The organism is Streptomyces macrosporus, from assembly GCF_039533145.1.
Taxonomy (GTDB): Bacteria; Actinomycetota; Actinomycetes; order Streptomycetales; family Streptomycetaceae; genus Streptomyces; species Streptomyces macrosporus.
In genome coordinates this window covers 51,875-70,724 of the sequence record NZ_BAAASZ010000002.1, presented here as the reverse complement: position 1 = coordinate 70,724, position 18,850 = coordinate 51,875, and the positions used below count along the sequence as shown (strand labels likewise).

At 72.0% G+C, this 18,850-nt stretch carries 19 protein-coding genes; 14 read left to right on the top strand and 5 right to left on the bottom strand.

Features of this window, described 5'->3' with window-relative positions; translation table 11 throughout:
- Positions 1-45: 45 nt before the first annotated feature.
- Positions 46-891 carry an SDR family NAD(P)-dependent oxidoreductase gene (locus ABD335_RS00335; RefSeq protein ID WP_344319937.1) on the bottom strand — a complete coding sequence of 282 codons (846 nt, stop codon included), beginning with the start codon at positions 889-891 and terminating at the stop codon, positions 46-48.
- 169 nt (positions 892-1,060) lie between these two features.
- A complete protein-coding gene (locus ABD335_RS00330; RefSeq protein ID WP_344319936.1) occupies positions 1,061-1,615 on the bottom strand; it encodes a hypothetical protein in 555 nt (184 codons plus the stop codon).
- A gap of 126 nt (positions 1,616-1,741) precedes the next feature.
- Here ABD335_RS00330 and hemL point away from each other — a divergent pair, with 126 nt between their 5' ends.
- The 6 genes from hemL (at position 1,742) to ccsB (ending at position 8,345) form a co-directional block, all read left to right on the top strand.
- Positions 1,742-3,082, top strand: a complete 1,341-nt coding sequence (gene hemL / locus ABD335_RS00325) for a glutamate-1-semialdehyde 2,1-aminomutase (RefSeq protein WP_344319935.1) — start codon at positions 1,742-1,744, stop codon at positions 3,080-3,082.
- A 116-nt stretch (positions 3,083-3,198) separates the two neighbouring features.
- Entirely contained in the window at positions 3,199-3,852 is a 654-nt protein-coding gene (locus ABD335_RS00320; RefSeq protein ID WP_344319960.1) for a histidine phosphatase family protein, read from the top strand.
- A 197-nt stretch (positions 3,853-4,049) separates the two neighbouring features.
- The gene (locus ABD335_RS00315; RefSeq protein ID WP_344319934.1) at positions 4,050-4,664 is read left to right on the top strand and encodes a TlpA family protein disulfide reductase; all 615 of its coding nucleotides are present in this window, start codon (positions 4,050-4,052) and stop codon (positions 4,662-4,664) included.
- Positions 4,665-4,669: 5 nt separating this feature from the next.
- Positions 4,670-5,434, top strand: a complete 765-nt coding sequence (locus tag ABD335_RS00310; RefSeq protein WP_344319933.1) for a cytochrome c biogenesis CcdA family protein — start codon at positions 4,670-4,672, stop codon at positions 5,432-5,434.
- Between the two features lie 2 nt (positions 5,435-5,436).
- Positions 5,437-7,218: a cytochrome c biogenesis protein ResB gene (resB, locus tag ABD335_RS00305; protein WP_344319932.1), complete on the top strand. Its 1,782-nt coding sequence runs from the start codon at positions 5,437-5,439 to the stop codon at positions 7,216-7,218.
- Entirely contained in the window at positions 7,215-8,345 is a 1,131-nt protein-coding gene (ccsB, locus tag ABD335_RS00300; RefSeq protein WP_344319931.1) for a c-type cytochrome biogenesis protein CcsB, read from the top strand. Before resB ends, ccsB begins: the two co-directional genes overlap by 4 nt.
- A gap of 52 nt (positions 8,346-8,397) precedes the next feature.
- Here ccsB and ABD335_RS00295 read toward each other — a convergent pair whose 3' ends face one another.
- A complete protein-coding gene (locus ABD335_RS00295; RefSeq protein ID WP_344319930.1) occupies positions 8,398-8,847 on the bottom strand; it encodes a PLD nuclease N-terminal domain-containing protein in 450 nt (149 codons plus the stop codon).
- 132 nt (positions 8,848-8,979) lie between these two features.
- Here ABD335_RS00295 and ABD335_RS00290 point away from each other — a divergent pair, with 132 nt between their 5' ends.
- Together ABD335_RS00290 and mqnP are read left to right on the top strand one after the other, a co-directional pair.
- Positions 8,980-10,431, top strand: a complete 1,452-nt coding sequence (locus tag ABD335_RS00290; protein ID WP_344319929.1) for a menaquinone biosynthesis decarboxylase — start codon at positions 8,980-8,982, stop codon at positions 10,429-10,431.
- Positions 10,428-11,348: a menaquinone biosynthesis prenyltransferase MqnP gene (gene mqnP / locus ABD335_RS00285; protein ID WP_344319928.1), complete on the top strand. Its 921-nt coding sequence runs from the start codon at positions 10,428-10,430 to the stop codon at positions 11,346-11,348. The genes ABD335_RS00290 and mqnP overlap by 4 nt, the downstream gene beginning before the upstream one ends.
- A gap of 95 nt (positions 11,349-11,443) precedes the next feature.
- Here mqnP and ABD335_RS00280 read toward each other — a convergent pair whose 3' ends face one another.
- Positions 11,444-12,079, bottom strand: a complete 636-nt coding sequence (locus tag ABD335_RS00280) for a rhomboid family intramembrane serine protease (RefSeq protein WP_344319927.1) — start codon at positions 12,077-12,079, stop codon at positions 11,444-11,446.
- 184 nt (positions 12,080-12,263) lie between these two features.
- A complete protein-coding gene (locus ABD335_RS00275; protein ID WP_344319926.1) occupies positions 12,264-13,370 on the bottom strand; it encodes a hypothetical protein in 1,107 nt (368 codons plus the stop codon).
- A gap of 108 nt (positions 13,371-13,478) precedes the next feature.
- On the opposite strand from ABD335_RS00275, the gene ABD335_RS00270 reads away from it, so the two are divergent.
- The 6 genes from ABD335_RS00270 to ABD335_RS00245 all read left to right on the top strand — a co-directional run bounded on the left by ABD335_RS00270 (position 13,479) and on the right by ABD335_RS00245 (position 18,802).
- Positions 13,479-14,201: a UbiX family flavin prenyltransferase gene (locus ABD335_RS00270; protein ID WP_344319925.1), complete on the top strand. Its 723-nt coding sequence runs from the start codon at positions 13,479-13,481 to the stop codon at positions 14,199-14,201.
- 74 nt (positions 14,202-14,275) lie between these two features.
- Positions 14,276-14,734 carry an Lrp/AsnC family transcriptional regulator gene (locus ABD335_RS00265; RefSeq protein ID WP_344319924.1) on the top strand — a complete coding sequence of 153 codons (459 nt, stop codon included), beginning with the start codon at positions 14,276-14,278 and terminating at the stop codon, positions 14,732-14,734.
- Between the two features lie 222 nt (positions 14,735-14,956).
- On the top strand, positions 14,957-16,120 hold the full coding sequence (gene mqnE, locus ABD335_RS00260) for an aminofutalosine synthase MqnE (RefSeq protein ID WP_344319923.1): 1,164 nt from the start codon (positions 14,957-14,959) through the stop codon (positions 16,118-16,120).
- A 29-nt stretch (positions 16,121-16,149) separates the two neighbouring features.
- Entirely contained in the window at positions 16,150-16,674 is a 525-nt protein-coding gene (locus tag ABD335_RS00255) for a GNAT family N-acetyltransferase (RefSeq protein ID WP_344319922.1), read from the top strand.
- A gap of 27 nt (positions 16,675-16,701) precedes the next feature.
- Positions 16,702-17,028 carry a DUF4229 domain-containing protein gene (locus ABD335_RS00250; protein ID WP_344319921.1) on the top strand — a complete coding sequence of 109 codons (327 nt, stop codon included), beginning with the start codon at positions 16,702-16,704 and terminating at the stop codon, positions 17,026-17,028.
- Between the two features lie 388 nt (positions 17,029-17,416).
- Positions 17,417-18,802: a dicarboxylate/amino acid:cation symporter gene (locus tag ABD335_RS00245; protein WP_344319959.1), complete on the top strand. Its 1,386-nt coding sequence runs from the start codon at positions 17,417-17,419 to the stop codon at positions 18,800-18,802.
- Positions 18,803-18,850 lie beyond the last annotated feature (48 nt).

Here is an 18,850-nt window from a genome sequence, read left to right as displayed (position 1 = left end):
CCGGGGGGGGGCGGGCGCTCGGAACGTTTCGGGGCCCGGAGCCGCTCACCCCTCGCGGTGCACCTTGGTGTTGGACGCCTGGGCGCGGGGACGGACGATCAGCAGGTCGACGTTGACGTGCGGCGGGCGGGTCACGGCCCAGGCGACGGTGTCGGCCACGTCCTCGGCGGTCAGCGGCTCGGCGACGCCCTCGTAGACCTTCGCCGCCTTCTCGGCGTCGCCGCGGAAGCGGGTGAGGGAGAACTCCTCGGTGCGGACCATGCCGGGCGCGATCTCGATGACGCGGACGGGCTGCCCGCACACCTCCAGGCGGAGGGTCTCCGCCAGCACGTGGGCGCCGTGCTTGGCGGCGACGTAGCCCGCCCCGCCCTCGTAGGTGGCGTGGCCGGCGGTGGAGGACAGCACGAGCACCGTGCCGTCGCCGGAGGCGGTCAGCGCCGGGAGCAGCGCCTGGGTCATGTTGAGCACGCCCAGGACGTTGACCTCGTACATCGCCCGCCAGTCGGCCGGGTCGCCGGTGGCCACGGGGTCGGTGCCCAGGGCGCCGCCCGCGTTGTTGACCAGCACGCTGCCGGGGGCGAGGGGGCCGAGCCAGGAGGCGAAGGCGTCCACGGCCGCGCGGTCGGTGACGTCCAGGACGTACGGCAGGGCCCGGTGCCCGGCGTCGGTCAGTTCGGCGGCGAGGGACTCGACGCGCTCCTTGCGGCGGGCGGTGAGCACGGTCCGGTAGCCCTCGGCGGCCAGCCGTCGCGCGGTCGCGGCGCCGATCCCGCTGCTCGCGCCGGTGACGACGGCGGTGGGCGCGGCGGACCGGTCGGGGGACTGCTCGGCGGACTGGTCGGGGGACTGCTCGGCGGACTGGTCGGGGGACTGCTCGGCGGACGAGGTCATGGGCGGGCCCTCCCGGTGGTGGACGTGTCGGTGCCGCTCGCAGGATAGGTCCCGGGGATCGGGGAGGTCCGGGTCGCCCTCCCCGCGGCGCGCGCACGACGACCGCGACCCCCGTCGCGCGGACCGACCGGGCGCCGCCGGGCGACGGACGTGTCGGACGGGCGCGCGGTCAGGGCCAGACGAGGCAGTACGGCTGGTGGCCCGCCTCGTGGAGGCGGTGCGAGAAGTCCTGCCACTCGTGGAGGAGTTGGTAGACGTCGAAGGCGTCGCGCGGACCGCCCCGGTCGGGGACGGTGGACCAGATGAAGGCGGCGGCGCCCACCGACTCCTCGCCGATGCCCCGCAGGGGGTCGACGACGGCCATGGGCAGCTTGACCACGGCGTAGTCGGAGCGGAGCACCACCAGTTCCAGAGGGGGCACCTTGTGGAGGGGTATCCCCTCGATGCCCGTCAGGACCATCGCCGCCATCGTCTCCGGCTTGATCCTGGTGAACATGCCGTGGCCCAGTTCGTCCCCGCCCAGCTCCTCGGGGCGCATCGAGATGGGCACGCGAGCGGCGGTGGCGCCGTCCGGCGCGCCGAAGTACTTGTAGGTCACCCCCACCCGGCCACCCTTGCTGTTCCTCGTCTCTGCCGGCTCGGAAGCATCACGCCGGTGACGGCCCCGTGCGCGCCTGGGACCGATGTCCCCCGTGCCCTCGCCCAGTCCGCCACCGCGCTGCATGTCACCACCCGACCACTCGCGGCATGTGCCGCGCAACCCGATCATCGTCTCAGAGACTCCCAGAGACCTCCCCTTCTGGCGGGCTGTGAAACGCCCGGCCGCACATGTGCGCGAGGCTCTGAGACCATGGCTTGCGTGAGCTATCCGTACGAAGCACCAGTATCGCAGTCGCTGTACGACCGCGCCGCCGTCGTGACGCCCGGAGGCGTGAACTCTCCGGTACGCGCCTTCCACGCCGTGGGCGGTACGCCCCGCTTCATGGTGTCCGGTACCGGTCCGTACCTCACCGACGCCGACGGCCGCGAGTACGTCGACCTCGTGTGTTCGTGGGGTCCGATGATCCTCGGGCACGCCCACCCCGCCGTGACCGAGGCGGTCCAGGCGGCGGTCGCGCGCGGCACGTCCTTCGGCACCCCCGGCCAGGGCGAGGTGGAGCTCGCCGAGGAGATCGTGGCCCGCGTCGCCCCCGTCGACCAGGTGCGGCTGGTCTCCTCCGGCACCGAGGCCACGATGTCGGCGATCCGGCTGGCGCGCGGGTTCACCGGCCGCGCCAAGGTGGTCAAGTTCGCCGGCTGCTACCACGGACACGTCGACGCCCTGCTGGCCGCCGCCGGATCGGGCGTGGCCACCTTCGGCCTGCCCGACACGCCCGGCGTGACGGGCGCGCAGGCCGGCGACACCCTGGTGCTGCCCTACAACGACCTGGAGGCCGTCGCCGCCGCCTTCGCCGCGCACCCCGACGAGATCGCCTGCGTGATCACCGAGGCGTCGCCGGGCAACATGGGCGTCGTGCCGCCGCGCGAGGGCTTCAACGCCGGTCTGAAGGAACTGTGCGAGCGCCACGGCGCGCTGTACATCTCCGACGAGGTGATGACCGGCTTCCGCGTCTCCAGGGCGGGCTGGTACGGGCTCGACGGCGTGGTGCCCGACCTGATGACCTTCGGCAAGGTCATGGGCGGCGGCTTCCCGGCCGCGGCCTTCGGCGGACGTGCCGACGTGATGGCCCACCTCGCCCCCGCCGGCCCCGTCTACCAGGCGGGCACCCTCTCGGGGAACCCGATCGCGACCGCGGCGGGCCTCGCCCAGCTGCGGCTGCTGGACGACGCGGCGTACGAGAGGCTGGACGCCGTCTCCGCCGAGGTGCGCTCTCTGGTGACCGAGGCGCTGGCCAAGGAGGGCGTGGCGCACCGGCTCCAGCGGGCGGGCAACATGTTCTCGGTCTTCTTCACCGACGAGGACGTGGTGGACTACGCCGCGGCCAGGCGGCAGGAGTCCTTCCGCTTCACCGCCTTCTTCCACGAGATGCTCTCCCGGGGCGTCTACCTGCCGCCCTCGGCCTTCGAGGCGTGGTTCGTCTCGACCGCGCTGGACGAGCGGGCCGTCGAGCGGATCGCCGACGCCCTGCCCCACGCCGCGCGCGCCGCGGCCGCGGCCCGGGCCGACGACCCCGTGGAGAACCCGGCATGACGACCGACGTGACGGGCGCCGCGGAGATGACGGACCCGGCGGACGTGACGGTCACCTCGGAGACGGCGGGGGAGCGGGAACGGCACGGCGGCGGGCAGCGGACCGTCGTCCACCTGATGCGGCACGGGGAGGTGGAGAACCCCGAGGGAATCCTCTACGGCCGCCTCCCCGGCTACCACCTCTCCGAGCTGGGCCGCCGGATGGCCGAGCGGGTGGCCGAGCACCTGGCCCACCGCGACATCGCGTACGTGGTGGCCTCCCCGCTGGAGCGCGCCCAGGAGACCGCCGCCCCGATCGCCAAGGTCCACGGCCTGGAGGTGGCCTCCGACGAGCGGCTGATCGAGGCGGAGAACATCTTCCAGGGCAAGACCTTCGGCGTCGGCGACGGCGCGCTCCGGCGGCCCGCGAACTGGCCGCACCTGCGCAACCCCTTCCGGCCCTCCTGGGGCGAGCCGTACATCGACCAGGTGGTGCGGATGATGGCCGCGCTGGAGGCCGCGCGGGACGCCGCCCGCGGGCACGAGGCGCTGTGCGTCAGCCACCAGCTCCCCATCTGGACCGTGCGCAGCTTCGTCGAGCGCCGCCGCCTCTGGCACGACCCGCGCAGACGGCAGTGCACCCTGGCGTCGCTGACCACGTTCACGTTCGTCGGCGACCGGATCGTCTCGGTCGGCTACACCGAGCCGGCCCGCGACCTGGTGCCGCCCCACCTGCGGGCGGGCGCGAAGCCGGTGAAGGGGGCGAAGAAGGTCAGGGGGTTCGGGGCCTGAGCGGGATCGATCGCGGCGGCCTCGCGACGGCGGCCCCCGGGGCCCGGCCCACGGCCCGTCCGGGCGGCGGACGGACGTCCGCCCGGACGGTGGCGCGCGCCACACGGTCCGGAGGGACGCGCAGGTCCGGAGCCCGGGGGTCCGCTCCGGCCGGGGGCGGGGGGAAGGCCGCGCAGAGGGCATGGGAAACTTTTCACATGATTCTTCGCGCTACCGGACCCCGTCGGCGTTCCCGGCTGTCCGCGGCCGTCGCCGCCGTGGCGGCGTGCGTGCTGGTGCTGTCGGGATGCGGCGGCGACAGCGAGGCGCAGAGCGGCGGCTCCGGCACGAACTACGTGGAGGGCACGGGAGCGGTCACCAAGGTGAAGCCGGAGGACCGCCGACCCGCCCCGGAACTCTCCGGCGAGACGGTGGACGGGAAGGAGCTGAGCACCGCCGACTACCGGGGCAAGATCCTGGTCGTCAACGTGTGGGGCTCGTGGTGCCCGCCCTGCCGCGCCGAGATGCCGCACCTGGTGGAGGTGGCGAAGGACACCGCGGACCAGGGGGTGCAGTTCGTCGGGATCAACACCCGCGACACGGACCGGGTCCCGGCCCAGCGGTTCGAGAAGGAGTTCGGGGTCCCCTACCCGAGCCTGTACGACCCCTCGGGAAAGCTCCTCCTGCGGTTCCCCAAGGGCAGCCTCAACCCGCAGACGATCCCCTCGACCATCGTCGTCGACCGTGAGGGACGGATCGCCGTGCGCGCCCTCAAGGAACTCGGCGAGGAGGAACTGCGCTCCATCCTCGAACCCCTGATCAAGGAGAAGTGAGGCGGATGCTCCACCTCGCCTCCGCCACGGGCGTCAACGAGACCGTGCTCTCCGGCGGACTGCTCATCGCGGTTCCCGTCGCGCTGGTGGGCGGGCTCGTGTCGTTCTTCTCCCCCTGCGTGCTGCCCCTGGTCCCCGGCTACCTGTCGTACGTCACCGGGATCGGCGGCGCCGACCTGGCGGACGCCCGGCGGTGGCGGATGGTGCTCGGCTCCTCCCTGTTCGTGGTGGGCTTCACCGCGGTGTTCGTGTCGGGCGGCGCCCTCTTCGGGTACTTCGGGTGGACGCTCCAGGCCCACCAAGAGGTGCTGACCAGGGTCCTGGGCGTGCTGCTGATCGTGATGGGCCTGCTCTTCACGGGCGTGCTCGGGGGAGTGGGGCAGCGCGAGTTCCGGTTCCACCGGAAACCGGCCGTGGGCCTGGCCGGCGCCCCCCTGCTCGGCGTGCTCTTCGGGGTCGGCTGGACCCCCTGCCTGGGACCCACGCTGACCGCCGTCAACGCGCTGGCCCTCAACGAGGCAAGCGCCGTCAGGGGAGCGCTGCTGACGACCGCCTACTGCCTCGGCCTCGGCCTCCCGCTGGTGGTGACCGCCGTGGCCTTCCGGCGGGCGCTCGGCGCGTTCGCCTGGGTCAAGCGGCACTACCTGTGGGTCATGAGGATCGGCGGGGGCATGCTGATCGCCCTGGGGGTCCTGATGCTCACCGGAGTCTGGGACCTGATGCTCGGCGAACTCCGCGCCTGGACCAACAGCTTCACCGTAGGGATCTGACCATGCCCACAGCCGACGCCGAGAACGCTCCAGAGAACGCCGTGGAGAACGCCGAACACCGGGACGCGGGCGCCCGGCTCTCCACCGCCCCCCGCGAGGAGGCCACGCTCGACGTCCCCTCCCTGGGGCCGATCGGCTGGGCCCGGTGGGCCTGGCGGCAGCTCACCTCGATGCGGGTCGCCCTGATCCTGCTGTTCCTGCTCTCGCTCGCCGCGGTCCCCGGTTCGCTGATCCCGCAGAAGGACGTGGACCCGTCCGTCGTCGAGGACTTCAAGCGGCGCCACGAGACGCTGGGGCCGATCTACGACAAGCTCCAGCTCTTCGACGTCTACAGCTCGGTGTGGTTCTCCGCGATCTACATCCTGCTGTTCATCTCCCTCATCGGCTGCATCGTGCCGCGCACCTGGCAGTTCGTCGGGCAGCTCCGCGGCCGTCCGCCGCGCGCCCCGCGCCGGCTGACCCGGATGCCGGCGTACACCACCTGGCGCACCGACGCCGAGCCGGAGAAGGTGCTGGCGGCGGCGCGGTCGGCGCTGCGCGGCCGGCGCTTCCGGACGGCCGGGCCCGACGCCTCCCCCGCCGGAGGCTCGGTCTCCGCGGAGAAGGGCTACCTGCGCGAGGTCGGGAACCTGGTCTTCCACGTCTCGCTGATCGTGATGCTGCTGGCCTTCGCGGCCGGAACGCAGTGGAAGTCCGAGGGCGGCAAGCTGATCGTGGAGGGCGACGGCTTCGCCAACACTCTCACCCAGTACGACGACTTCACCTCCGGCGCCCTGTACGACGCCGGCGACATGGACGCCTTCGGCTTCACGCTGAAGGACTTCGAGGCGTCCTTCGAGCGCAGCGGACCCCAACGCGGCACGGCCCGCGAGTTCCGCGCCGACGTGACGTACTGGGAGGGCGCCGACGGCGAGGAGAAGAAGACCGCCATCGAGGTCAACCACCCGCTGGAGGTCGGGGACACCCAGGTCTACCTCATCGGCCACGGCTACGCGCCGGTCGTCAGCGTCACCGACGGGCAGGGGGAACTGGCCTACCGGGGCCCGGTGCCGTTCCTCCCGCAGGACGGCAACATCACCTCCACGGGTGTGATCAAGGTCACCGACTACCGGGACAAGGACGGCGAGCGGGAACAGCTCGGCTTCCAGGGCATCTTCACGCCCACCTACGGGATCGACGAGGTGCGCGGACCGCACTCGACGTTCCCCGAGCTGGACTACCCGGTGCTGTCCCTCAACGCCTTCCACGGCGACCTGGGCGTCGACTCCGGACTCCCGCAGAACGTCTACCAGCTCGACACCGACAACATGGAGCAGTTCAAGGACGACGACGGCGACCTGTTCCGCGCCGACCTGCGTCCGGGCGAGTCCGTCGAGCTGCCGAACGGCGCGGGCACGCTGAAGTTCGAGAGCGTCAAGGAGTGGGCCAGCTTCCAGGTCTCCCAGGAGCCGGGCGAGGGCTGGGCGCTGGGCGGCGCGATCGCCGCCGTGCTGGGGCTGGCCGGCTCCCTGTTCGTCCAGCGCCGCCGGGTGTGGGTCCGCGCCGAGCGCGGCGAGGACGGCACCACCCTGGTGGAGATGGCCGCGCTGGGACGCAGCGAGTCCGCGAGGATCCCCGAGGAACTGGGCGACCTGGCCCTCGCGTTGCAGTCCGACGCGCCGCCCGCGGCCGAGCGGGCCGAGGCCGAGGACACCGAGAGAGAACGGACCGCCGCGGGCAAGACCGCGGCCGCGCCCGGCGCCACCGAGGGCGCCGGACCCTCGTCACGAGGAGAGACCGAGTGAACGCCGCAGTCAACGCCGTGACCGACATCGCCGTCGCGGCGAACGAGAGCCTGGCCGAGTTCAGCAACGTGCTGATCAAGTCGGCGATGGCCGTCTACGCCCTGGCCTTCGTCGCGCACATCGTGGAGTGGGTGTTCGGCAGCCGCAGCAAGGTGGCCCGCACGGCCACCGCGCTCACCGCCAAGGACACCGGGAACGCCAGGGCCACGGAGGCCGCCGCGGCGGGGGTCTCCGTCACCGTGCGGACCTCCGGCGGCACGAAGGTGCTGGAGAAGCCGAAGGTCGTCACCCGCTCCGGCACCGGACGCCGGGCCGACGTGCCGGACGGCCCCGGCGCCGCGGGCGGGGACGAACAGGGCGACCTGTACGGCAGGATCGCCGTCTCGCTCACCGTCCTGGCCTTCCTGCTGCACTTCGGCGCGGTCCTCACCCGCGCCCTGTCGGTGCAGCGCGCCCCCTGGGGCAACATGTACGAGTTCTCGACGGCCTTCTCGATGGTCGCCGTCGGCGCCTACCTGGGCTTCCTGATCGCGAAGAAGAACATCCGCTGGCTCGGGCTGCCGCTGGTCACCACGGTGCTGCTCGACCTGGGCCTGGCCATCGTGGTCTTCTACACCGAGAGCGACCAGCTCGTCCCGGCGCTGGACTCGTACTGGATGTGGATCCACGTCTCGCTGGCCATCGTCTGCGGCGCGCTGTTCTACATCGGCGCGGTCTCCACGCTGCTGTACCTGTTCCGGGACCGCCACGAGAGCAAGCTGGAGGCGGGCGGGAAGCCGGGCGCCTTCGCCCGCTCGGTGCTGGAGCGGCTGCCCAGCGCCGCGTCCCTCGACAGCTTCGCCTACCGCATCAACGCGGCGGTCTTCCCCTTCTGGACCTTCACCATCATCGCGGGCGCGATCTGGGCCGAGAAGGCGTGGGGCCGCTACTGGGGCTGGGACCCCAAGGAGGTCTGGTCGTTCATCACCTGGGTCGGCTACGCCTGCTACCTCCACGCCCGCGCCACGGCGGGCTGGAAGGGACGCAGGGCGGCCTACCTGGCGCTGATCGCCTTCCTCTGCTTCCTGTTCAACTACTACGGCGTCAACATCTTCTTCGACGGCCTCCACTCCTACGGCGGGGTGTGAGGCGCGGAGCCGGACGCCGAGGGACGCGCGGCCGGGCGGGGAACCGCCCGGCTCAGGCGGCGGGCGGGACGTTGTCCTCCGGCCCGCCGCTCTCCTTGTTGCGGCCCTCGTCGCGGATCGGCTCGTCCTTCTTCTCCGGACGCTTCTCCGAGCGCTCCGTCTCGGCGGAGGCGGCGCGCTCGTCGGACGGCTTCTCCTCGGCGGGTTCGGCCTCGGGCCGCCGAGTCCGCTCGCCGATCGTCCTCAGGAACTCGGGGTTGTCGTCCGGGGCGACCCAGCGGCGCTCGGCGGGCCGGACGGCCCCGTAGGGCGCGTTCCGGCGCGGCCGGCCGGCCACGAACCAGGCGATGGGACCCAGCAACACCGTGCCGAAGAACAGGACGATCAGGACCCAGGCCACCTTCGGCAGCTTGCGGACCTCGTTCTCGGGGGTGTTGAGGCAGTCGATGAAGGCGTAGATCCACACCGCCAGGACGAGAACGGTCGGAAGAAGCCTGAGCATGGGCAACGCCCCCTGTGAAGCGGTAGTACGGCACGTGGTGGGCTCTTGTGGCCCCGTCGGGCCGGGAACGGGCCGGAACCGGGAGAAGGCCCCGTGACACGCCCAGGGTAATGGGTATCGGATACTTGCCCCATGGCATACGACGATCTCCGCTCGCTGCTGCGGGCCTTGGAGCGTGACGGAGACCTCATTCGCGTCAAGGCCGAGGTCGATCCCCATCTGGAGATCGGGGAGATCGTCGACCGGGTCCAGAAGTCCGGCGGACCGGCGCTGCTCTTCGAGAACGTCAAGGGCACCACGGTGCCGCTGGCGATGAACGTCTACGGCACCGACCGCCGTCTCCTCAAGGCGCTGGGCCTGAAGTCCTACGACGAGATCGGCGAGCGGATCGGCGGGCTGCTCAAGCCGGAGCTGCCGCACGGGTTCGTCGGGATGCGGGAGGCCTTCGGCAAGCTCGGCTCGATGGCGCACGTCCCGCCGAAGAAGGTCAAGGAGGCGCCCGTCCAGGACGTGGTGCTCACCGGCGACGACGTCGACCTGGAGAAGCTCCCCGCGCTGTTCACCTGGCCCGAGGACGGCGGCTCGTTCTTCAACCTGGGCCTCACCCACACCAAGGACCCGGAGACCGGCGTCCGCAACCTCGGTCTGTACCGGCTCCAGCGCCACGACAAGCGCACCATCGGCATGCACTGGCAGATCCACAAGGACAGCCGCAACCACTACCAGGTCGCCGCGCGGCGCGGCGAGAGGCTGCCGGTCGCCATCGCCTTCGGCTGCCCGCCCGCCGTGACCTACGCCTCCACGGCGCCGCTGCCGGGCGACATCGACGAGTACCTGTTCGCGGGCTTCCTCCAGGGGAAGCGGGTGGAGATGGTGGACTGCAAGACGGTGCCGCTCCAGGTCCCCGCCCGCGCCGAGGTGGTGCTGGAGGGCTGGCTGGAGCCGGGGAGGATGCTGCCGGAGGGGCCGTTCGGCGACCACACCGGCTTCTACACCCCCCAGGAGGACTTCCCGGCGCTGACCATCGACTGCGTGACCATGCGCAGACGGCCGGTCTTCCAGTCGATCGTCGTCGGCCGCCCGCCGACGGAGGACGGACCGCTGGGGCGGGCCACGGAGCGCTTCTTCCTGCCGCTGCTGAAGATCATCATCCCGGACATCGTGGACTACCACCTCCCCGAGGCGGGCGGTTTCCACAACTGCGCGATCGTCTCGATCGACAAGAAGTACCCCAAGCACGCGCAGAAGGTGATGTCCGCCATCTGGGGCGCGCACATGATGTCGCTGACCAAGCTGATCATCGTGGTGGACGCCGACTGTGACGTCCACGACCTCCACGAGGTGGCCTGGCGGGCCCTGGGCAACACCGACTACTCCCGCGACCTGCTCCTCACCGAAGGCCCGGTCGACCACCTGGACCACGCCTCCTACCAGCAGTTCTGGGGCGGCAAGGCCGGTATCGACGCCACCGCCAAGTGGCCCGAGGAGGGCTACACGCGCGACGGCGGCTGGCCGAACATGGTCGTCTCCGACCCGGAGACCGCCGCCAAGGTCACCCGGCGCTGGCGGGAGTACGGGCTGTGAGTTCCGTCACCGAGGGCGTCACCGGGCCCCAGCCGGCCCCCGACGCGGGCAGGGTCAGGGCGTTCCTGCGGCTGGTGATGATCGAGCACTCGGTCTTCGCGCTGCCCTTCGCCTACATGGCCTCGCTCACCGCGATGTTCCTCGACGACGGCAGCGTCCACTGGTGGGAGCTGTTCCTCGTCACCGTCGCGATGGTGGGCCTGCGCACCTTCGCCATGGCCGCCAACCGGATCATCGACCGGGAGATCGACGCCCGCAACCCGCGCACCGCGGGACGGGAGATCGTCACCGGGGCGGTGTCGGTGCGCACCGCCTGGACGGGCGCGCTGGTCGCCCTGGCCGTCTTCCTCGGGGCCGCCGCGCTGCTCAACCCGCTGTGCCTGGCGCTCGCGCCGCTCGCCGTCGTGCCGATGGTGGTCTACCCGTACGGGAAGCGGTTCACCGACTTCCCGCACGCCATCCTCGGACTGGCCCAGGCCATCGGGCCCGTGGGGGCGTGGCTGGCGGTCACCGGCGCCTGGTCGTGGGAGGCGGTGATCCTCGGGCTCGCGGTCGGCGTCTGGATCGGCGGCTTCGACCTGATCTACGCCTGTCAGGACGTGGCCGCCGACCGGTCCCACGGGGTGCGGTCCGTCCCGGCGCGCTTCGGCATCGCCGGGGCGCTGTACGGCGCCCGCGGCAGCCACGTCGTCACCGTGGCGCTGCTGGCCTGGTACGGGGTGGCCACGGGGGCCGGGGCGGCGTACTGGGTGGGCCTGGCGATCGTGGTGGCGGCGTTCGTCTACGAGCACTCCATCGTGCGGCCCGGCGACCTGTCCCGACTTAACCGGGCGTTCTTCACCGTCAACGGCTTCATCGGGATCGCCCTGTTCGTCTGCGCCCTGGTCGACCTGGTGCTGCGCGGCCTGACGGTCTGACGCCGGGGCGCCTCGGTCCCCGCCCGGATCGCGTTCGGTCCCCGCCCGGATCGCGGAGGACGCCGCGGACGGTGCCGGACGGTGCCGCGGAGGGGTCAGGACGTCAGCCGGGCCCGCCGGGGCGACCGGCCGACCGGGGTGCGGCGGAACCAGAACGCCGCCAGCACCCCGCCGATCAGCCCGAAGAGGTGGCCCTGCCAGGAGACGCCCGAGGACGTGGGCAGCACGCCCCACAGGATCGAGCCGTAGAGCAGGACGACCGTGATGCCCACCGTGATGTCCAGGGCGTCGCGGTCCACGAAGCCGCGCACCAGCAGATAGCCGAAGAGGCCGAAGACCAGGCCCGAGGCGCCCGCCGTGATGGAGTGCTCGGGCGCGGTCAGCCAGACGCCGACGCCGCTGACGACGATGATCGTCAGGCTGACGGCGAGGAAGCGTCCTATGCCGCGGACGGCCGCGAGGAACCCGAGCACCAGCAGCGGCACGCTGTTGGCCGCCACGTGGTCCCAGCCGAAGTGGAGGAACGCCGCCGGTATGACGTCGGCCAGCTCGTCCGTGTCGCGCGGCGAGACGCCGTAGGGGTCGAGGGAGTGGCCGGTGGCGACGTCGACCACCTCCAGCAGCCACAACAGGGCCACCCACGCCAGCATCAGCACACCCGCCGACAACGCCTTGGAGGCACGCGAGGGGCGAGACGTGCCGGTCGTCGATCCGTACGGTCCGTACACCATCAGGGCCTCTCCCGTTCCGCTGTCCAACGTGCCGGCGGCGCCGCCGTGGTCGTGGCCGCCCGTTGCCCACCCGCGATCACCGCTGTGGATGTGCCCGCTTTCGCCGCCGTGTACGACAACGTCACGGACCGTGGCGGAAGTTCCGGGACCCTCCTCCCGGACCGGTCCCGCGCCGGTCGGCCGGTCAGGAGCCGGACCCGCCCAGCTCCCCGTAGAGCGCCGCGGCCATCACGTCCTGCGGGTCCAGCCACTTCGCGCCCTTCGGCGCCTTGAGCGGGACCGCCTTCCCGGGGGCGAAGGAGAGGACGAGCGGCAGCCTCCCGGCGCTCTCGGACTCCTCCGCGTCCCCCGCTCCGAGGAACCGCCCCAGGTCCACCGTCATTCCCGCCAGGGTGTCGCCGCGCAGCGTGAGGTCCACGGTGACCTCGCGGTCCGGCGCCCGTTCCAGCCAGGCGAACCCGATGCCGTCGAAGCGCTCCTTCAGCGGGCCCAGCGCGTCCGCGAGGTCACGGGCGATCTCGCGGGCCGGCAGGGACACCGTGACGTGCTCGGCGCCGTCGCGGCGTCCGGCGTCCCGGAAGGAGGCGTGCTCGTCCAGGGCCCGGCGCACCGAGTCGATCACGTGGTGCTGGGCCCCGGCGCTCTGCAGGAGGTCCACGCTGTTCGCCAGGCGCTGGGCGCGTTCGCCGTACTTGCCGCCCAGCGCCCGCGCGAAGTGGTCGAACTCCTCGGGGTCGATCTGCACCCACCTGCCCCGGAACATGTCCCGGGCGGCGGCCAGGGAGGGCGGCAGGTCGTCCACGGAGCGGGCCAGCTCGGCGGCCTGCGACACCGTCGCGTGGCCCCCGTCGAACTCCGCGTCCAGCCTCGTCCAGTCGGCGCGGACGTAGAAGTCCGTGCCGATCGACCGGTAGCCGGCGAGGTCCAGACCGCCGAAGTTCACCATCGAGCCGGAGTCGAGACGGTCCTCGTCGTCGACCTCCTTCAGCGGCTTCTCCAAGCCGGCCGTGCCGGCCGTGAACGCGACCTCCATCCGGGACAGCGACGCCGCGTCCGCGCGGCCGGGGACCGTCCCGCCGTCCCGGGCGGCCCGCCGGAGGAAGGCGTGGACCTCGTCGGTCGAGGCGTCGACGCGCGCGGTGACCGACACCGCCTCCCACTCCCCGAGCCGCTCGACGGCCCTGCGGGTCCTGGTCTCCGCGTCGGCCCGCTCGGAGGTCTCGCAGGCGGCGGAGGCGGCGAGCAGGAGGGCGCAACAGGCGACGGCCAGACTCTTGCGGGTGATGGGCATAGGACGATCCAACTACCTCGGGACGGACGCGGCCAGGTTCGGGAACGACCCGGCCGACGGAGGGACGTGGTGGACGACGTTAGGCTCGATGCCGTGATGGACGCTGCGATGGACAGTGTGCGACGGCCGTGGATCGTCGGTGTGTCCGGGGCGTCCGGTACGCCGTACGCCGCGTCGGTGCTGCGCGCGCTGCTGGAGGCGGGCGAGGACGTGGACCTGGTGGTCAGCAGGGCCTCCCGGCTGACGCTGCTGGACGAGACCGGCCACCCCTTCCGCGACGCGCACTGGCGCGAGGACCTGCGGCGCTGGCTGGCCCGGGGCGCGGACGGCACGCCGGACGCGTACGACGTGAAGATCGCCGACGCGGATCTTGGCGCGGCCCCCGGCGCCACCGCCGACGTCGGGGCGGGCGGCGGCACCGTGCGGTACTGGCCGGCCGGGGACCTGGCCGCGGGACCGTCGTCGGGCTCGTACCCGGCCAAGGGCATGCTCGTCGTCCCGGCCTCCACGGCGTGCGTGGCGGGGATCGCGCTGGGGCTCTCCAAGGACCTGCTCCAGCGCACGGCGAGCGTGACCCTCAAGGAGCGGCGCCCGCTGGTCGTCGCCGTGCGCGAGACGCCGCTGAACGGCCCGACGCTCAGGCACCTCGTCACCCTCGACGAGGCCGGGGCCGTGGTACTGCCGGCCTCGCCCGCGTTCTACGCGGGGGCGACCCACATCCAGGAACTGGTCGACTTCGTCGCCGGTCGGGCGCTGGACGCGGTGGGCGTCCCCCACCGGCTCTACCGCCGATGGAAAGGCGAGCTGGGGACCGGACAAGGCCAGTCTTAGGGAAAGGTACCCGGATGCCTTAGATTCGGTCACAGACAACCGACAGCGCGTGACGACGGAAGGCACCAGGACGCATGGACGCGGTGGACAGGCAACTCATCCAGGCGCTGCGCGAGAACGGCAGGGCCTCGTACGCCGAACTGGGCCGGCTCGTCGGCCTCTCCGGGCCTAGCGTCACCGACCGCATCAACCGGCTGGAGGCGGCCGGGGTCATCACCGGCTACCGCGCGACCGTGGACGCCTCCTCCCTCGGTCTCGGGGTCACCGCACTGATCGGCATCCAGCTCTCCGACGCCACGGACCACGAGGAAGTGGTCGACCGGCTGCGGGAACTGCCCGAGATCGAGGACTGCTGGTTCATCGCCGGCGACGACTCCTTCATGATCAAGGTGCGGGCCGGCGACGTGGACGACCTGGAGCGCACGATCCGCAGGCTGTCGGGGACCAAGGGCGTCTCCCGGACCCGGACGACGATCGTGCTCTCCACCAAGTGGGAGAACCGGGTCGGCGAACTGCCCGGCGGCGACGGCTGACGGCGGCGCCCGACCGGCGACCGACGCGGCGCCCGACCGGCGACGGACGGAGGAGACCGACGGGCCGAGGGGCCGACGGAGGGGTTCGGCTCCCCGGGCCGGCGGGGGTCCCGTCCTGCCGGAACAGGGGGAGGCGTAGGCTCGACGGGTCGCCCACGACGGACGGCCACACCCGCACAGGACCACCCGCAACCCCCGCACAGGACAAGGAGGCGGCGACGCATGGACGCTGGGCTCAAGCGTGAGCTGGAGGAGAAGGTCCGCGCCGGCGAGCGGCTGAGCCGTGAGGACGGCATCGCCCTGTACGAGTCCGACGACCTGGCCTGGCTGGGCGGCCTCGCCCACGAGGTGCGCACCCGGATGAACGGCGACGTGGTCTACTTCAACGTCAACCGTCATCTGAACATGACCAACGTGTGCACCGCCTCCTGCGCCTACTGCTCCTTCCAGCGCAAGCCGGGGGAGAAGGACGCGTACACCATGCGCATCGAGGAGGCCGTGCGACTGGCCAAGGCGATGGAGGGCGAGAACCTCACCGAGCTGCACATCGTCAACGGCCTGCACCCCACGCTGCCCTGGCGCTACTACCCGCGCTCGCTGCGGGAGTTGAAGAAGGCCCTGCCGAACGTGTCGCTCAAGGCGTTCACCGCCACCGAGATCCACCACTTCGAGACCATCTCGGGCCTGTCGGCGTCGGAGATCCTCGACGAACTGATCGACGCCGGTCTGGAGTCGCTGACCGGCGGCGGCGCGGAGATCTTCGACTGGGAGGTGCGGCAGCACATCGTCGACCACCGCACCCACTGGGAGGACTGGTCGCGCATCCACCGGCTGGCGCACTCCAAGGGCCTCAAGACGCCCTGCACGATGCTGTACGGCCACATCGAGGAGCCCCGCCACCGGGTCGACCACGTGCTGCGGCTGCGCGAACTCCAGGACGAGACCGGCGGTTTCCAGGTCTTCATCCCGCTGCGCTACCAGCACGACTTCGTGGACATGAAGGACGGCAAGATCCGCAACCGCCTCCAGGCCCGCACCACGATGGCCACGGGCGCGGAGGCGCTGAAGACGTTCGCGGTCTCCCGGCTGCTGTTCGACAACGTGCCCCACGTCAAGGTCTTCTGGGTGATGCACGGCGTGCAGACCGCCCAGCTCGCCCTCCAGCACGGCGCGGACGACATGGACGGCTCGGTGGTCGAGTACAAGATCACCCACGACGCGGACAACTACGGCACGCCGAACAAGCTCACCCGCGAGGACCTGCTGGAGCTGATCCGCGACGCCGGATTCCGCCCGGTCGAGCGGAACACCCGCTACGAGGTCGTCCGCGAGTACGACGGCCCCGACCCGCTGCGGCGCGAGTCCCCGCAGCCCATGCGGGTCTGACCCGGCGACGGACCGGCGGAAACGGCACGATGGCACTGCGCTACGAGCTCGATCCCCCCGTCGACCGGCGGCTCGTCGACGGAATCCGCGCGCTGTGGGTCGAGGTGACCAACGCGGGCGGCGCCGTCGGCTTCGTGCCGCCGGTCACCGCCGACGACGTGCGCCCCGAACTCGTCAAGCACCTCGTCGCGATGTCCGAGGGCCGGGCGCGGCTGCTGGTGGCCCGGGACGAGGAGGGCGAACCGGTGGGCACCGCCTTCCTCTCGTTCAACACGCACCGGCTGATGCGACACTGGGTGTGGCTGTACACCGTGATGCTCCACCCCGCCCGCCAGGGCCGGGGCGAGGGCCGGGCCCTCATGGCCGCCGTCGAGGACGCCGTCCGAGGCATGGACGGGATACGGGGCATACGGCTCACCTGCCGCGGCGGGGTGGGGCTGGAGCGGTTCTACGGGTCGTGCGGCTACAAGGAGGTCGGTCGTGTCCCCGACGCCATCAAGGTCGCGGACGACGACTTCCGGGACGACATCACCATGTGGCTCCAGCTCCGCTGACGTCGGCCACACGAAAGGACCACCACTGTGACCAGCACACCGGAGAACACACGGGACGACGCACCGGGCCGCAGGTCGCACGCGACGCTCCGCTACACGGCCCTGCGGCTCGGCATCTTCGCCGCCTGCTTCGTGGTCGTCGCGGTGCTCGCCTACGTCGGCGTACTGCCCGAGGCCATCGGCAAGGCCAACCCGCTCTGGCTGCTCATGCTCGCCATGATCGTCTCCGCGCCGCTCAGCGTGGTGCTGCTGCGCAGGCAGCGCGACGAGATGTCCGAGCAGATCGTCGAGCGCGTGGACCGCGCCAAGCGGAAGATCGCCGCCAACCGGAGCCAGGAGGACGACGTCGCGTAACACTCGTCACACACCTTCCGCCGCACGGCACGCCCCGCCCGGGAATACCCCGCCCCCGGCGGGGTGTTGTGCGTCGGCGGACGCCGCCTCCGCCGGGCGGCCCGGGGAAGACCGACGACCCAGTGTTAGCGTGAGGACCGTGACGACAGCAGCCCGTACCACCGCCCAGGCCGAGAGCACGATGCTCGTGGCCCGGCTGCACGTCGACCTCTGCCGCTGTCTGTCCGCGGCCTGTCGCACCCGCTGAGCCGACGCGACCTTCGGCGGCCGGACGACCCCCCGGCGCGCCCTTCCCCCTTTCCGAGTTTTCCGGGACCGTCGAATCCTCCGAGTGTTCGGAGGATCGTGTCCCCCCACGCCTCACCGGAGTGTGTCCGTGTCCTCGAACGTGTCGTCCAACACGTCCACCGACCCGTCCCCGCGCATACGACGCCGGACCGGCCTGCCGAGAGTGCCCTTCTGGGCCCAGATCCTCCTCGGCCTGGTCCTCGGCGTCCTGTTGGGCTGGGTCGCCCGCAGCACCGGTGCCGCCTGGCTCGGCACCACCCTCGACCGGATCGGCGAGACCTTCGTCCAACTGCTGAAGCTGGCCGTCGGACCGCTGGTCTTCTTCGCGATCACCGTCTCGATCACCAACCTGCGGAACGTCTCCAACGCCGCCCGCCTGGCGACCCGCACGCTGCTGTGGTTCATGGCGACCTCGCTGATCGCCGTCGCGATCGGCCTGGGCATCGGCCTGCTGACCGACCCCGGCGCGGGCACCGGCCTGTCCCCGAAGGACGGCGGCCGGCCCGAGGACGCCGGTTCCTGGCTGGACTTCCTCACCGGGATCATCCCGACGGACGTCGTCACGCCGTTCACCGAACTGAACGTCCTCCAGATCGTCTTCCTGGCCGCCGTCGCCGGTGTCGCCGCCCTGAAGCTCGGTGAGAAGGCCGCCCCGCTGCTGTCCTTCGCCGAGGCCGCCCTCGCCCTGCTGCAGAAGGCGCTGTGGTGGGTCATCCGCCTGGCGCCGCTGGGCACCCTCGGCCTGATCGGGCGCGCGATCAACGAGTACGGCTGGAACCTGCTCGGCCAGTACGCCACCTTCACCGTCGACGTCTACGTCGGCTGCCTGCTGGTCCTCTTCGGCGTCTACCCGCTGCTGCTGGCGACGGTCGCCCGGGTCAGCCCGCTGCGGTTCTTCCGCGGCGCCTGGCCGGCCATCCAGCTCGCGTTCGTCTCCCGCTCCTCGGTGGGCACCATGCCGGTGACCCAGAAGGTCACCGAGCGCCTGGGCGTGCCCCGGGAGTACGCGTCCTTCGCCGTGCCGTTCGGGGCCACGACGAAGATGGACGGCTGCGCGGCGATCTACCCGGCGCTCGCCGCGATCTTCGTCGCGGAGATCTTCGGGGTGTCCCTCGGCATCGGCGACTACCTGCTGATCGCCTTCGTCTCCGTCGTCGGCTCGGCCGCCACCGCCGGCCTCACCGGCGCCACCGTGATGACCACGCTGACCCTCTCCACGCTGGGCCTGCCGCTGGAGGGCGTGGGTCTGCTGCTGGCGATCGACCCGATCCTGGACATGATGCGGACCGCCACCAACGTCGCCGGCCAGGCCGTCGTCCCGGTCCTGGTCGCGGCCCGCGAGAAGATCCTCGACCTGGACGCCTTCCACAGCGCCCGGAGCTTCGACCTCGACGAGGTGGATGGTGCCGAGGGTGTCGACGAGGCCGGGACCGCCGGCCGTCCCCGGGGCGGCTCCGGCGCCGACCCGGCCGCCGTACCGGCCTGATCGGGCGGCCGGACGCACCGGCCGGCCCGCCCGGCTCCACGGGCCCCG